This window comes from Sulfurimonas sp., assembly GCF_019429335.1.
Lineage (GTDB): Bacteria > Campylobacterota > Campylobacteria > Campylobacterales > Sulfurimonadaceae > Sulfurimonas.
In genome coordinates, this window is the sequence record NZ_JAHYJB010000002.1 from 120,366 (window position 1) to 134,763 (window position 14,398).

The following is a 14,398-nucleotide window of genomic DNA, read 5'->3' on the forward strand; positions in this document are numbered from 1 at the left end:
GGCACTTCAATACACTCTTAATAAAGGTACTTTATGACAAATGTTAGCATCATAGTTTTAGACTTTGGCTCCCAATATACCCAACTTATTGCTCGTCGTCTTCGTGAAGATAAAATCTATTGCGAAATTCTTCCTTATCACACAAAAGTAGAAGATATTAAGTTGAAAAACCCAAAAGGGGTAATACTCAGCGGCGGTCCATCTTCTGTTTATAACAAAGATGCTTATGAGGTAGATCAGGGCATATACAAGATGGGAATTCCCGTTCTTGGCATCTGTTACGGTATGCAGAGAATTGCCGTAGATTTCGGCGGAAGTGTTATCCGCTCATCACACCATGAGTACGGAAAAGCTGAATTGAAAATTATAAATACTGAAGAGGGGTGCTCGCCTCTTCTAAAAGATTGTGACGACGGCAGAATCGTATGGATGAGCCACAGCGATAAGGTTGACGTGCTTCCAGAGGGCTTTACGCCGATAGCTACTTCGGCAAACTCTCCTTATGCTGCTGTTGCAAATGAAGAAAAACGCATATATGCAATGCAGTATCATCCTGAAGTTCAGCACTCAGAAGAGGGATATTTAATGCTTCGCAACTTTGCAAGAACTATCTGCGGAGTAACAGAGAAGTGGAAAATGGAACACTTTTTAAAAGAGCAGATTAAGATTATTCGTGAAAAAGTGGGAAGCGCAAAAGTTCTATGCGGACTAAGCGGCGGGGTTGACAGCTCTGTCGTTGCCGCTATGCTTTATGAGGCAATCGGCGATCAACTGGTTCCGGTTTTTGTAGATAACGGACTACTGCGCAAAGGCGAGAGAGAACAGGTTGAAGAAGTTTTTAAAATCAATCTTAAAGTGCCTTTGGTAGTGGTAGACGCAAGAGAGAGCTTCTTGGGCAAGCTTGCGGGTGTAAAAGACCCTGAGAAAAAACGCAAGATTATCGGGCATACGTTTATAGAGGAGTTTGAAAAAGAGGCTAAAAAGCATGACGGTATCAAGTTTTTGGCTCAGGGAACCCTCTATCCTGATGTTATAGAGTCTATCTCCGTAAACGGTCCTTCAGAGGTTATAAAATCTCATCACAATGTCGGTGGTCTGCCTGATTGGATGGACTTTGAACTGATAGAGCCTCTTCGTGAACTATTTAAAGACGAAGTTCGTAAAATCGGTCTTGAGCTTGGACTTCCTGAAGCTATGATTAATCGTCATCCGTTCCCTGGACCGGGACTTGCAATTCGCATCATGGGTGATGTAAATGAGGCAGATTTGACACTTTTGCGTGAAGCAGATGTTATTTTGCTTGATGAGTTAAAAGCTGGCGGATATTATGCTAAAACTTGGCAGGCTTTCGCAGTTTTATTAAATGTAAAATCGGTTGGCGTTATGGGCGACAACCGTACTTATGACAACACTGTTTGTGTAAGGGTTGTTGAGGCAGTTGACGGCATGACGGCAACATTTGCACATCTTCCGCATGATTTGTTAGAGAGAATTAGCAGAAGAATCATTAACGAAGTTGACGGTATTAACCGCGTAGTGTATGACATCTCCTCCAAGCCTCCGGCTACGATTGAGTGGGAATAAAATCAGTACATGCAAAAAAAAATCTATCTCTTTGCAACGTCAAAAAGCAAAGATGCTATCAATATAAAATCTTTGGATGTCAGGTTCTTAAAACCAGAGATTGATTTTTCAAAATACGACTATCTTATTATTACATCAAAGCAGACAGTAAAAGCATTAGAGCAGTATGACACAAAAGATTTTATCGATATTCCCGCACTTTGTGTCTCCCCGAAAACTGCAAATTTATATAAAGAGTTCGGTGGCAAAATTTTGGCAGTTGGTGATGGGTATGGGGATAATTTGGCAAAAAGCATAAAAGAGTATAGAAGTGAGACGAAGTGGCTATATCTCAGAGCAGAACTCATTGCTTCTGGTTTCGTGCAAAAAAGCAGAGATGATGGGTACAAAATTGATGAAAAAATCCTTTACGCAAGTGAATGCTCTAAAGAGATTTTGGATGTCAGGGTAAACGATGATTCTACGCTTATTTTTACATCTCCGTCATCAATAGAGTGCTTTTTGAAAAACAACACTATCCATCCTGATGCAAAAGTTATCGTTATCGGTACAACAACCGCCAACTGCTTGCCAGAGGGAATTAGCTATATAGTTAGCCAAAATACCTCAATTGAGAGCTGTGTGGAGTTGGCACACAATATAAAATAGTGTTTTATAAAAGAAAATCAAGAATTATTTTGTATAATAGTATCTGTAGTCTGGGTAGTTCGATATATCGCCTATGAGGGTTCTACACATGAATACAGCGAATTAGTAGGACTTGCGTGTGTTGGTGTTGTCGTTTGAGATACGTTAACTCTGTCAAGACAATGTCGCCGATAGCAAGCTCTCTCTTCGCCCAAATACGGCTTTTAGAACCAAGCCAAACGCGAGACGGCTATCTGGGCTACATGTACAAAGCAGTTACACTGTCTTTGTTTTGACCTTAAACAAAGGGCACCTCTAAAAATCCTCACTTAATCGGGGCTCTTTAGAGATGCTCTAAATATTTTTAACTAATTTATGGAGAGTTGATGAAGATTTTAATATTAGGCAGCGGCGGCAGAGAGTACTCTATAGCTCGTGCAATTTTAAACGAAAAAGAGGCACACCAGCTCTTCTTTATGCCTGGAAACGGCGCAACCTCCTCCCTCGGAACAAATCTAGATATTAAAGATTATGATGAATTGGCAAAATTTGCAAAAAGCAGTGGCATTGAGCTGACTATTGTTGGACCGGAGGTTCCGCTTGTTGGTGGTGCTGTAGATATATTCAAATCTCATGGAGTTACAATTTTTGGACCGAGCAAAGAGGCTGCAAGGCTTGAGGGTTCAAAAGTATATATGAAAAACTTTCTTGCAAAGTACAATATTCCAACAGCGCGCTACATAGAAACATCTTCAATCGAAGACGCGTTTAGATTTGCAGAGAAGCTTTCTACCCCGATTGTTGTAAAAGCGGACGGTCTTTGCGGTGGAAAAGGCGTTATTATCGCCCAAACTCATGATGAGGCAAAAATTGCAATCTCTGAAATGTTAAGTGGAAAAAGTTTTGGAGAAGCTGGAAGAAAAGTAGTTGTCGAAGAGTTTTTAGACGGCTATGAACTATCAATGTTTGCGGTTTGCGACGGAGAGGATTATATACTTCTTCCGGCAGCGCAAGACCACAAAAGACTTATGGATAATGACCAAGGACCAAATACAGGCGGAATGGGTGCTTACGCTCCTACACCTCTTGTTGATGAGCATCTTTACCAAAAGGTCAGAGATAGAATTATACGTCCTACCCTTGATGGTATGAAGAGAGAGGGAGCGCCTTTTGAGGGTGTTTTATTTATTGGAATCATGGTAGTAAAAGGCGAGCCTATTACGCTAGAGTTTAATGTTCGTTTCGGAGATCCTGAGTGTGAAATTCTTATGCCTTTGATGACATCAAGCGTAAGTGATATGTTTTATAAAGCCGCTACAAACAGACTTGGCGAGATTAAAGTAGAGTTTTCTAAGAAGTTTGCAGTCGGCGTTGTTATGGCAAGTGGGGATTATCCATATAAAAATTCAACTCCAGCGGAGATAATAGTAGATAATGTACATCATGAAGAGATAGAGAAATATACCCACATATCATATGCAGGAGTGAGCATGATTGAGGGTAAACTTTACGCTGATGGTGGCAGAGTTCTTGTTTGCGTAGGCATTGGAGATACGATAAAAGAGGCGAGAGACAGAGCATATATGAGATGTGGGCAAGTTCACTTTGCAGGCAAAAAACTTCGTACAGATATAGCTTATCAAGCGCTTTAAGAAGAGATGAAGTGAACGAAAAGATACAAGATATACTTCATCGCGAGGGAATGAGTTTGGCGCCTGTAAAGAAGAGGGCGATGGCCTTTTTTATAGATGAGATGCTGCTTTCGCTTTTGCTTATTTTAGCTTTAGGAAACTCTTTTTTTGAAGCTAAAACAGTTGAGGAGATGATTATCCTTACAAACACTTTTGTTTTGGAATATATGGCGATGAAGTTTTTTTACCAAGCCTTTTTTGTAATGCAGTACGGTGCGACGCTCGGCAAGCTTTTTATGAAAATCAGGGTAGTAGAGGTAAAAACATTGCAAACGCCAAATGTTATTGTTTCTCTTAATCGCTCAATCGTAAGGGTGGTGAGCGAGATGCTTTTTTATCTCGGATTTTTATGGGGCGTATTAGACCCTGCTCGTCAAACTTGGCATGATAAAAGCGCTAAGACTTTGGTTGTAAATGTTTAAGCTACTAATATTTTTAATCCTGATTACTACGCATGTAGTCGGTAATGAGAAGGTTGAAGTATATGCCACTGCAATGGACACAAAAGATAATATCGTTACCGCAGACGGTGAAGTTGTCGTAATATACCAAGACTATCAGTTAAGTGCTAAAAGAGCTCGCTATGACAGAAACAACGGCGATTTGGAGCTATTTGGAAATATTAGAGCAAGCCAAGGCGAGAATATCCAGCTCCTCGGAGAGTATGCAAAACTGAACATAGCAAACAAAGAGAGAACATTCAGTCCTTTTTTTATGCTTGAAAAAACATCAGATGTTTGGTTGAGCGGCGACAACGGATACGCAAAAGATAAAGAGGTTGAGATAACTTCTGGTGTAATGAGCGGATGCGATCCAAATGACCCTCTTTGGAAGATGGAGTTTACATCATCTGAGTATAATACAGACACCATGTGGTTAAATCTATACAACGCTAGGCTTTATCTTTATGATATCCCCGTTTTTTACACACCATATTTCGGATATTCACTAGATACAACAAGGAGAACTGGTATTTTGCCTCCAATGGTAGGTTTTTCAGAAAAAGAGGGACTATACTATGAACAGGCACTCTATATTGCAGAGCAAAATTGGTGGGATTTAGAGCTTAAGCCACAATTAAGAACAAATCGCGGTTCCGGTTTGTATAGCACTTTTAGATTCGTAGACAGCAAGATATCAAAAGGCTCTCTTAGTGCAGGGTATTTTAAAGAGAAGCAAAAGTATTTTGATGATAGTAAGCTGGCAAACAAAAAACACTACGGTTTTAATTTTCTCTATGACAACAGTGACGTAATAAATGAGTGGTTTGGCACAAACTTGAAGGGACAGTCTGGTCTATATATGGACATTGTTAACATGAATGACGTAGACTATATTAATCTTTCAACAAACGACACTACGAAAAATGCGACAACAACGCAGCTTCTCTCAAGAATAAACCTCTTTTACAATACTGATGATAACTATATAGGGGCCTATTTTAAACACTATAAAGATTTAAATTTAGATAGCAACAAGAGGACTCTTCAAGACCTTCCTGCTCTGCACTACCACAGATATTTGGATACTCTTCTTGAAGACCATTTCTTATACAGCTTGGATGTGAAAAGTGACAACTACTACAGAGCGCTTGGAAAGAGTGCTACGCAAACAGATATAAACATCCCTCTGACGCTGCAAACATCGCTTTTTGACGAGTATTTAAATATTGCATATAAAGCAAATATCTATGCGCAGCATACAAGCTTTAAAGGCGAAGAGGAGATACCCACAGCAAATGAGTATAACAGCGGCTATTTTGCAAGAAATTATCATGCATTTTCGGCATCAACTCAGTTGACAAGGGCGTTTGAAGAGTTTACTCATGTAGTTGATTTCGGTGCGCAGTATCAGGTGGATGGCTCTAAGCTTGAAGACGGATATTATGATGAGCAAAGAGATTATTGTTCGATTAGAGTAAATCAATCAAAGCCTATTTGTGAGTTTTATAATATTACAGAGATAGAGAAGAATCTGCAGCTCTACTTTTCACACTATCTATATGATGTGACAGGAAAACAGATAGTTTACCATAGGCTTGCGCAAAATATCTCTTATAAGGAGATTGGTGGCGGAGCTGGCGAGCTTGAGAATGAGCTTGATTATCAGATAACCGACAATCTTAATTTTTACAATAATATGTTCTATAACTATGACGAGAGCAGTTTTTCTAAGAATTTCAACAAAATAACGTATCTAAACAGCAGCTTTGATTTGGGGCTCTCCCACATGTACAGAGACACTTTTTTAACAAAAACCGATAACTACACGCCAATTACAAGCTATTTGACAACCAGCATAAATTACAAATACAACAAGCACTACTCATACAGCTTTAAACATGATTACGATTTGGAGAGAAGCGAAAAAAAAGGGTTTGAGGTAGGTTTTTTATATCAAAAAAGATGCTGGGATTTTGGACTAAGATATGTTGAGAATAACAGACCTATTCTTAATCTAAGCGGTGTTTCCGACTCCATATACGACAGATATATATATGTGATTATAAGACTCAAACCTATAATGTCGCCGCAGGGCAAAGGAACGGGATTCTCATACAGATTTCCAGATAAATCGGAGACAAATTAAGAGCATGAAGCAGTATAAAAATATTTTAAAAGACCGTGAAGATGCAGCAAGAAAACTTCATGACGTGATACCGATGCAGAGGTTCAAGGATGAAAACTGGAGGCTGATAGCTGTATCAAAAGGCGGCTTGGAGCTCGCATACCACATAAAGGGAAAATATAAAAACAGTATCGATATTCTTTTTTCAGAAGCTATAATGGCTCCAAATAACCATGAGTGTGAAATAGCCAGAGTTTGTGAGGGTGAAGAGATAGTTATAAACGAAAATCTAGTCTCAAGCTTTGGAATAAAGTATGACTATATTTACGGTGAGGCGCATAGAAAACATGAAGAGAGGATACTAAGTTCTATCTATAAGTATAGAAAAGGGCGTCCTTTTACCTCCATGCACAACCAGATTGTTTTGCTTGTAGATGAGGGGACGGAAACCGGACTGAAATTTGTAACTGCACTTAAAGCAATTTTGGCAATGAAGCCAAAGGCGATATATATTGCAGTTCCTATTTTACCGAGTGATGTTTTGGAGTTTTTAGAGCCGTTTGCGGACAGTATCTTCTTTCTTCATAAAATAGATGATTACGTCGAAACATCGCTTTACTATGAAGAGCTTGAAAAGATAGGCGAAGAGAGAATAGAAAAAATATTAGGAGAAAAAAGTGAAATATGACATTAAAGTAGATTTGAAAAATAGAGAAGAAGAGTACTCGTTTGGAGAAGTTGCAAAACAGGCAAACGGCGCAGCTTGGATAAAAAGCGGTGACACTGTTATTTTGGCAACGGTAGTTATAGATGAGACAGAGATAGTAAAAGATGACTTTCTTCCATTGACAGTTCAGTATATTGAAAAAGCGTATGCGGCAGGCAGAATTCCAGGCGGATTCTTTAAGCGCGAAACAAAACCGAGCGATTTTGAAACACTGACATCACGCATAGTTGACCGCTCTCTTCGCCCGCTTTTTCCAAAAGGCTTTGGTCATCCGACACAGATAACGATTATGACGTTTAGCGTCGATAAAGAGTCGGATCTTCAGGTTTTGGCTCTTAATGCTGCTTCGGCAGCGCTCTTTGTAAGCGATATAGATATAAATACGTCAGTATCTGCCGTAAGAGCCGCTAAGATAGACGGAGAGCTTGTTTTAAATCCGACACTTTCACAGCTCGGCAGATCTACATTAGACCTTTATCTCTCAGGAACAAAAGATGACCTTTTGATGATTGAGATGAGAAGCATGGGCAAAGAGAAAGTTGATACCACGCTTATCGCAGACCCTATGATGGACCCAACGCTTAGTGCTCCAATCATAACAACTCACGTCTCAAATGCCGTAGCAGAAGATGAGCTGATAACTATTTTTCAAAAATCTGAGCAGCTTCTTTTTGAGACTAATGCAAAATACGAAGAGGCGTTTAAGGCATTTAAAAAAGAGACTATGAAAATAGAGTACAAAGCGCATGTTATCAATGAAGAGATGGTCAAATATGTGCAGGACAACCACTTTGAGGATATAAAATCGGCTATGAATCAGATGGCAAAGTCCGAACGTTCAACCGCGCTTAGAGCGCTTAGAAAAAAGATAATGTTAAATCAAGAACATTGGAATGAGGCTGAACTTAAAGATGGGATTGAGAAAGTAAAGAGAGAACAGGTAAGGTCTCAGATACTAAATGAGAGAGTCAGGGCTGATGGCAGAGCATTAAACGAAATAAGACCTATATCAATCAGCACAAATGTACTTCCAAGAGCTCACTCATCATGCCTATTTACGCGCGGACAGACACAAGCGCTAGTTGTTCTGACAATGGGTGGACCAAAAGATGCGCAGATGTTTGAAAATCTGACAGACGATGGAACTCAAAATGAGAACTTTATGGTTCACTACAATTTTCCTGGATTTTGCGTCGGAGAAGCCTCTCCAATTATGGGGACAAAGAGAAGAGAGTTGGGTCATGGAAACTTGGCAAAAAGAGCGTTGGAGCCGATAGTAAACCTTGATGGACAGACTGTTCGTATAGTTTCAGAGATTTTAGAGTCAAACGGCTCATCTTCGATGGCGACAGTTTGCGGCGGATATATGGCACTTCGCGCTGCAGATATAGAGACTAGCGATACCGTAGCAGGAATTGCCATGGGTATGGTAAGTGATGGCGAAAAGTATGCCATTCTTTCAGATATTATGGGATTAGAAGACCATGACGGTGATATGGACTTTAAGGTAACAGGTTCAAAAGATGGCATCACGGCTATGCAGATGGATATAAAACTAGGCGGAATCAGCTTAAATGTTTTAAAAGAAGCGCTTTATCAAGCTAAAGAGGGAAGAGCACATATTATAGATATTATGCAAGAAGCAGAGAAAGAAATAAAGTTTAACGAAGGTGTTTTACCAAGTACGGACTTTTTTCACATAGATCCAAGTTTTATCGGAGAGATTATCGGTCAGGCAGGTAAGACTATCCGCGAAATAATCGAGAAGTTTGGAGTAGCAATCGACATAGATAAAAAAGATGGAAAAGTTAAGGTTACAGGCAAGAGTAAAAGCGGCGTGAAATCTGCAAGAGAGCATATCGAGGGAATCGTAAATACTCCAAAAGTTGCAAAAATTGAGTATAAAGTCGGAGACAAACATAAAGGCATAGTCAAAAAAATAGTTGATTTTGGGGCGTTTATAGAACTTCCGGATGGAACAGACGGACTTTTACACATCTCTAAAATATCTGAGCAGAGAGTTGACAAGGTAAGCGACGTAGTGAGTGAAGGCGATGAGATAGATGTTGAAATCTTGGAATTCAAGGGCAATAAAATTTCTCTAGGACGCGCGTAGATAAAATTGCATACATTAAAGAGCACTGCACAATAGAGGATTTTGTTCAAGTTTGAGGCGAAATTTAGTCAAATTGAGGAGTTTACTGTAGTAAATGACAAAATTTTACTAAATTTCAACAAAGAAATGGGGCAAAAGCATCGTTGTGCAGGGGTCTCTTAAAGTAATTTTTAGCACTTTTTATGTATACTTCGCCATCAAATTTTAGTAGGGAAATCTTTGCATTTATGTAGAGGTTGCCATATTCATTGTGGATGTGGTTACGCTAGCCGAAAAAATTTGTAATAATTTTAATGGAGAAACTATGAAAAAAATTCTTTTCTTAATGGTAGCATTCGCTGCTGCTTTATTTGCTGAAGATGCTGTTGTTGCGACTGATGTTGCTAACCAAACTCTTAAAGCTTACTCAATGATCGCTGCTGGTCTTGGTCTTGGTCTTGCTGCATTAGGTGGAGCTATCGGTATGGGTCATACTGCTGCTGCAACTATTGCCGGTACTGCAAGAAACCCAGGTCTAGGTGCTAAGCTTATGACTACGATGTTTATCGCTCTTGCGATGATCGAAGCTCAGGTTATCTACGCGCTTGTAATTGCTCTTATAGCACTTTACGCAAACCCATATTTAGGTTAATCTCCTAAATATACACGTTGGCTTCGGCTAACGACCTCTATGCGACCGTGGTGGAACGGTAGACACACTACCTTGAGGTGGTAGCGCCCTACGGGTGTGGGAGTTCAAATCTCCCCGGTCGCACCATTTTTATATAAAAACTTCCCTTTTAAGCTTTTAACTCTCTTAATCTATCTAGAAAATAAAAATCCAAATCCTACTCTGTTTTGGTGCTGATTGTAATCCACCAAACTTGCTCCGTAGCCATTAAATATTTTAAGGTACCAGAAGTTGTTTTTTGAGTTTCCGGTAGGATGCGACCAGTCTACTTCAACTGAGCCTCGATTTTCGCCGTTTAAATGAAGATTGTTGCGCCATGTTAAGTCAAACTGATGCTTTTTGAGAAAATAGTTTAACTTTAAATGTCCATACCCAAGATAAGAGGTTATATCTTTGTTATTCTCTCCTGCATCTGCTACCCATGCTCTAAGGCTTGTCATAAGATTTCGGCTATAAAAAATAGACTCCAAATAGATTCTGTTCCATGATCTAGAGAGTGGTGACCCCATTCCGTTTGACTCATGTAAAAAACCAAACTTAACAGCTTTAAATCCAAATTCAGAGAACTCTTTATCTTCAATAGGTAAGGTAAGCCATACTTCAGGTCTATAGTTTGTTTCACGAAACGGAGCAGAATCCGAGTAGAGCTGCCACCACACTTCTTGCGTGTATCCAAAACTTATTATTTCATTAAAACCAAATAGATTGTAGCTTAAATCTTTTTTTAAACTTATTTGAAACTCTGCTTCAATATTTTTGTCAAATTGGTAATAGTTTGGGTAGAGGGCAGGATCTTTTTGCTCATAATCTTTCGTTGTATATGCAAAAGGAAGAAAATAATTTTTTTCATATGGAAGCAAGCCGAAGTTACTAAAAATTTTTGCTATCATTGCATCTCTTGCATCTGAATCTTTTGGCATATCAAGATGTTGAAAAAGAAAAAGTTTTTTTGCTTCATCCTCGCTGGTTTCAGTAGCTTCAATCTCTTTATTACTACTCGTCTCATGAGCAACAAGATAAGAGCCTGCTATAAAAAGCAAAGCAATAAAGAGTGTTTTATTTAATAAGAACAACAGAGTCTTCACTATTTGGCACCAAACATAAAAAACTATATGCTTCACTTCCAAGAGTTTTATAGCTGTGAGAAAGACCCGCTGGAATTAACAGAATATCGCCGGCTTTTGCTTCAAAAGTTTCATCCCCGATTTGGACTAGCGCGCGACCTGATAAAACATACTGCTCATGCTCTACGCTGTTCGTGTGAAGAGGCATATGACCGCCCGCTTCTATTGTGAAGTTTCTCATGGCAAAATTCGGCGACTCATCAGGAGATAAAAGCATCTTCATAAATACGCCCTTTCCACTCTTCTGAGGCACCGCCTCAATAGAATTAATCTCTTTGCGTAAGTACATGACAGCTCCTTATTAGAAATTTTTTGGTAGCATATCATAAAAATGTTTTAGAGTTACCCTTATTATTTTGGAGATAATTTATGAAAATTGCAAAAAATATAACCGAACTAATCGGAAATACTCCATTGGTTAGACTAAACAAAGCATCAGAACTTTGCGGTGCAAATATTATTGCCAAATGCGAGTTTATGAATCCTACAAGTTCCGTTAAAGACAGAATCGGATTCAATATGATAAGACGCGCAATCGAGGCTGGAGAAATCATTGAGGGAACTACTGTAATAGAGCCAACAAGCGGAAATACCGGGATAGCTCTTGCGGCAAATTGCGCTGCTCTTAATATAAAATTGATTTTAACCATGCCTGAATCCATGAGCATGGAGAGAAGAAATCTATTAAAGGCGCTAGGAGCGGAGCTTGTACTTACTCCTACAGCACTTGGAATGAGCGGGGCAATTGCAAAAGCTGATGAGCTTAAGAGTGAAATTCAAAATTCAATAGTTCTTCAGCAGTTTAAAAATCCTTCAAACCCTGAGATTCATGAGCTTACAACAGCGCAGGAGATATTGCGCGACACGGATAAAAAGCTTGATGTATTTATTGCGGCTGTCGGAACAGGCGGAACATTAACAGGAGTGTCAAAGGTGCTAAAGAGGGAGATAAAAAATATCGCAATATTTGCGGTTGAGCCTGCCAGTTCAGCAGTTCTATCCGGAGAGCGCGCGGGTGGGCACGCTATTCAGGGCATAGGTGCCGGTTTTATTCCTGAGATTTTAGACACAACGGTTTATGGTGAAGTGATAAAAGTAAGCAATGAAGATGCAATCAGCACTGCAAAAATGTTAGCAAGAGAGGAGGGTCTGCTTGTTGGCATATCGGCAGGTGCAAATGTGTTTGCCACGATGCAAATCGCTTCACGCGAGGAGTTTAAAGGTAGGACAATTCTGACTATCCTTTGTGATACGGGTGAGAGATATCTTAGCACAGACCTCTTTAGTGAATAAAACTTTTTTTGAGACCATTAGAGCTGTAGATGGGGAGATTTTCAATATCTCTTTCCATCAATGGCGGTACAAGAGTGTTTTAAAGCAGTTTGGCGCAAGTGAAGCGCAAAACTTAGAAAAGTTTCTAAATCCACCAAAAATCGGTACATATAGATGCCGACTAACATACAATCTCTCCGATTCACCACATAATATAGAAGTTACATATCAAGAGTATAAAAAAAGAGATATAAAATCTCTAAAGCTTCTGTATGATGATGATATAGAGTACCCTTTAAAATCTACATGTAGAGATAGATTGGATGCTCTCTTTGCTCAAAGAGGCGAGTGTGATGATGTATTGATAGTAAAGAACTCTCTTATAGCCGATACGACTATTGCAAACATTGCCTTTTTTGACTCAAATAGATGGATTACGCCGAGTACGCCACTATTAAATGGTACGACAAGAGAGAGGCTGCTAAGAGAGAGGAAAATCTTTCAAGAGGATATAAGAGTAGATGATTTGGAAAAATATTCAAAAATTGCTCTTATGAATGCTATGGTAGATTTTGATATAATTACAAAAAAAGCAAAGGAATTTTTTGTTAGATAATGTGCTAGAAGATAGAAATTTTGCAAAAGTGATGCAAAAAAGTATACTAAATTTAATAATTTATCTATTTGAAAAAGATAAGCATTTTGGTATTCTTTGTAAAATCGAACATATAACGTTTGAGCCGCCGCTTCCAAAAGAGATAATTGAAGAGTTTAGGTCAATGACGCTTTTTTTCTTGGCTGGATATACGTTTGATACGGCTGCAATAGTTGGAGACAACTTAGTGTTTGAAGCTGGATTTGGAGCTGATAATTTCGGCAGTATTGTTACCGTGCCGTTGCTCTCTATTGTGCAGGTAATAGTTGACGAGACGCCACTGCTTATAAATTTGGCGAATTATAAAAAAGAGAAAAAAGCTCTTAAAAAAGCAGACAATGGCGGAGTTGAAAACTCGATGGCATCTTTTTTGTCAAACCCTGAGAACTCAAAGTTTATAAAAAAATAGCCAATTTTCGAGTTTATATTTTATTTAGTGATAGAAGATAGTTTACAACATTGTCCACAAAAGCGTCATGTTTTCTATCTTTTAGGTAAGCAATATAGAAGTGTCTCTCAATCTTATAATTTTTAAGTCTTGCTTCAAATAGTTTTCCCTCTGCAAGCTCAGCTGCAATTACATGCCTTGACATTATCGACACAACTGGTCTTTCACTGTGCGGATCGGCATGAAGAATAGACTCCTTTATGGCAGTTGGACTTCCCAAGACGCCAAGCACACTGAAGTTGTTGCACTGAACCCCCATCTCCTCAAAGACTTCACTTGTGAGTCTTCTTGTATGTGAATTCTCGTCGCGGCAAATCCAATCAAAGTCTAGCAACTCATCCGCTGTCAGGTGTTTTTTTAGTGGCTGGTTGGAGAACACAACAAGCTCATCTAAAACCCACTCTCTATATACAATTCCGTCTCTAAAAACAGGAGATTCTATAAGAGCCACGTCTATCTTCTTGTCCTCTAGCTGGTCAATGATTTCACACGACAATCCAACATTCATATATACGTTGTTGTTGATTCTTTTTTTGATTTCACCAAGATAGTTTGGAAGAACATAGTTTCCAATCGCATTTGATGACCCCATTATAAAGGTAAAATCTTTGTTTATTATTTTCAGTATCTCTTTTTCGCCGCTTGCTATGGCTTTTTCAAGTTTGTTAGCGATTCTAAAAAGATCTTCTCCCTCTTTTGTTAATAAAATACCGTTTTTCTTTCTTTCTACTATCCTAGTATCTAGATAATCTTCGATATATTTTATCTGTTGGGTTACTGCAGGTTGAGAAATGCCTAGTTTAGCGGACGCTTTTGAAAAACTCTTCTCTTTTATGACCATTAAGAAAGTTTCTAACTTTGCAAAATCTTTTAACATAATAATTCCTATAAGTTTAAATAATAGACAAAAGTATAA

The 14,398-nt window shown here is 38.9% G+C and carries 14 protein-coding genes and 1 tRNA gene; 12 read left to right on the plus strand and 3 right to left on the minus strand.

The features are described from left to right. Nucleotides 1-33: 33 nt before the first annotated feature. The 9 genes from guaA (at nucleotide 34) to K0A91_RS01825 (ending at nucleotide 10,070) form a co-directional block, all read left to right on the plus strand. Nucleotides 34-1,584 carry a glutamine-hydrolyzing GMP synthase gene (guaA, locus tag K0A91_RS01785; RefSeq protein WP_295007552.1) on the plus strand — a complete coding sequence of 517 codons (1,551 nt, stop codon included), beginning with the start codon at nucleotides 34-36 and terminating at the stop codon, nucleotides 1,582-1,584. A gap of 9 nt (nucleotides 1,585-1,593) precedes the next feature. Beyond that, nucleotides 1,594-2,232: a uroporphyrinogen-III synthase gene (locus tag K0A91_RS01790; RefSeq protein WP_295007554.1), complete on the plus strand. Its 639-nt coding sequence runs from the start codon at nucleotides 1,594-1,596 to the stop codon at nucleotides 2,230-2,232. Nucleotides 2,233-2,597: 365 nt separating this feature from the next. After that, complete coding sequence (gene purD, locus K0A91_RS01795) at nucleotides 2,598-3,863, plus strand: phosphoribosylamine--glycine ligase (protein WP_295007556.1); 1,266 nt, start codon at nucleotides 2,598-2,600, stop codon at nucleotides 3,861-3,863. Between the two features lie 11 nt (nucleotides 3,864-3,874). Next, complete coding sequence (locus tag K0A91_RS01800) at nucleotides 3,875-4,324, plus strand: RDD family protein (RefSeq protein ID WP_295007558.1); 450 nt, start codon at nucleotides 3,875-3,877, stop codon at nucleotides 4,322-4,324. Continuing rightward, a complete protein-coding gene (locus K0A91_RS01805; protein WP_295007560.1) occupies nucleotides 4,317-6,491 on the plus strand; it encodes an LPS-assembly protein LptD in 2,175 nt (724 codons plus the stop codon). Before K0A91_RS01800 ends, K0A91_RS01805 begins: the two co-directional genes overlap by 8 nt. Nucleotides 6,492-6,495: 4 nt before the next feature. Then, nucleotides 6,496-7,158, plus strand: a complete 663-nt coding sequence (locus K0A91_RS01810) for a phosphoribosyltransferase (RefSeq protein WP_295007561.1) — start codon at nucleotides 6,496-6,498, stop codon at nucleotides 7,156-7,158. Further along, nucleotides 7,148-9,313 (plus strand): polyribonucleotide nucleotidyltransferase, encoded by a 2,166-nt coding sequence (locus tag K0A91_RS01815; RefSeq protein ID WP_295007563.1) that lies wholly within the window; start codon nucleotides 7,148-7,150, stop codon nucleotides 9,311-9,313. Before K0A91_RS01810 ends, K0A91_RS01815 begins: the two co-directional genes overlap by 11 nt. Before the next feature lie 304 nt (nucleotides 9,314-9,617). Beyond that, on the plus strand, nucleotides 9,618-9,944 hold the full coding sequence (locus tag K0A91_RS01820; protein ID WP_295007617.1) for a F0F1 ATP synthase subunit C: 327 nt from the start codon (nucleotides 9,618-9,620) through the stop codon (nucleotides 9,942-9,944). 41 nt (nucleotides 9,945-9,985) lie between these two features. Next, nucleotides 9,986-10,070: transfer RNA gene (locus K0A91_RS01825), tRNA-Leu, on the plus strand. A 44-nt stretch (nucleotides 10,071-10,114) separates the two neighbouring features. Here K0A91_RS01825 and K0A91_RS01830 read toward each other — a convergent pair. After that, nucleotides 10,115-11,056, minus strand: coding sequence for a phospholipase A (locus K0A91_RS01830; protein WP_295007565.1), 942 nt, complete (start codon nucleotides 11,054-11,056; stop codon nucleotides 10,115-10,117). Next, nucleotides 11,040-11,396, minus strand: coding sequence for a cupin domain-containing protein (locus tag K0A91_RS01835; protein ID WP_295007567.1), 357 nt, complete (start codon nucleotides 11,394-11,396; stop codon nucleotides 11,040-11,042). Before K0A91_RS01835 ends, K0A91_RS01830 begins: the two co-directional genes overlap by 17 nt. An 80-nt stretch (nucleotides 11,397-11,476) precedes the next feature. Here K0A91_RS01835 and cysK point away from each other — a divergent pair, with 80 nt between their 5' ends. Genes cysK through K0A91_RS01850 form a run of 3 tightly spaced genes read left to right on the plus strand, consistent with a single transcriptional unit; the run spans nucleotide 11,477 to nucleotide 13,443 of the window. Beyond that, complete coding sequence (gene cysK / locus K0A91_RS01840) at nucleotides 11,477-12,400, plus strand: cysteine synthase A (protein WP_295007569.1); 924 nt, start codon at nucleotides 11,477-11,479, stop codon at nucleotides 12,398-12,400. Further along, entirely contained in the window at nucleotides 12,393-12,995 is a 603-nt protein-coding gene (locus K0A91_RS01845; RefSeq protein ID WP_295007571.1) for an aminotransferase class IV family protein, read from the plus strand. The genes cysK and K0A91_RS01845 overlap by 8 nt, the downstream gene beginning before the upstream one ends. Continuing rightward, on the plus strand, nucleotides 12,985-13,443 hold the full coding sequence (locus tag K0A91_RS01850) for a hypothetical protein (RefSeq protein WP_295007573.1): 459 nt from the start codon (nucleotides 12,985-12,987) through the stop codon (nucleotides 13,441-13,443). Before K0A91_RS01845 ends, K0A91_RS01850 begins: the two co-directional genes overlap by 11 nt. A 13-nt stretch (nucleotides 13,444-13,456) precedes the next feature. Here K0A91_RS01850 and K0A91_RS01855 read toward each other — a convergent pair whose 3' ends face one another. Next, the gene (locus K0A91_RS01855) at nucleotides 13,457-14,359 is read right to left on the minus strand and encodes a LysR family transcriptional regulator (protein ID WP_295007575.1); all 903 of its coding nucleotides are present in this window, start codon (nucleotides 14,357-14,359) and stop codon (nucleotides 13,457-13,459) included. Nucleotides 14,360-14,398 lie beyond the last annotated feature (39 nt).

Coding starts and splice junctions, on each gene's coding strand:
- guaA (WP_295007552.1), top strand. CDS start 34: ATGACAAATGTTAGCATCATAGTTTTAGACTTTGGCTCCCAATATACC.
- K0A91_RS01790 (WP_295007554.1), top strand. CDS start 1,594: ATGCAAAAAAAAATCTATCTCTTTGCAACGTCAAAAAGCAAAGATGCT.
- purD (WP_295007556.1), top strand. CDS start 2,598: ATGAAGATTTTAATATTAGGCAGCGGCGGCAGAGAGTACTCTATAGCT.
- K0A91_RS01805 (WP_295007560.1), top strand. CDS start 4,317: ATGTTTAAGCTACTAATATTTTTAATCCTGATTACTACGCATGTAGTC.
- K0A91_RS01810 (WP_295007561.1), top strand. CDS start 6,496: ATGAAGCAGTATAAAAATATTTTAAAAGACCGTGAAGATGCAGCAAGA.
- K0A91_RS01820 (WP_295007617.1), top strand. CDS start 9,618: ATGAAAAAAATTCTTTTCTTAATGGTAGCATTCGCTGCTGCTTTATTT.
- K0A91_RS01835 (WP_295007567.1), bottom strand. CDS start 11,396: ATGTACTTACGCAAAGAGATTAATTCTATTGAGGCGGTGCCTCAGAAG.
- cysK (WP_295007569.1), top strand. CDS start 11,477: ATGAAAATTGCAAAAAATATAACCGAACTAATCGGAAATACTCCATTG.
- K0A91_RS01855 (WP_295007575.1), bottom strand. CDS start 14,359: ATGTTAAAAGATTTTGCAAAGTTAGAAACTTTCTTAATGGTCATAAAA.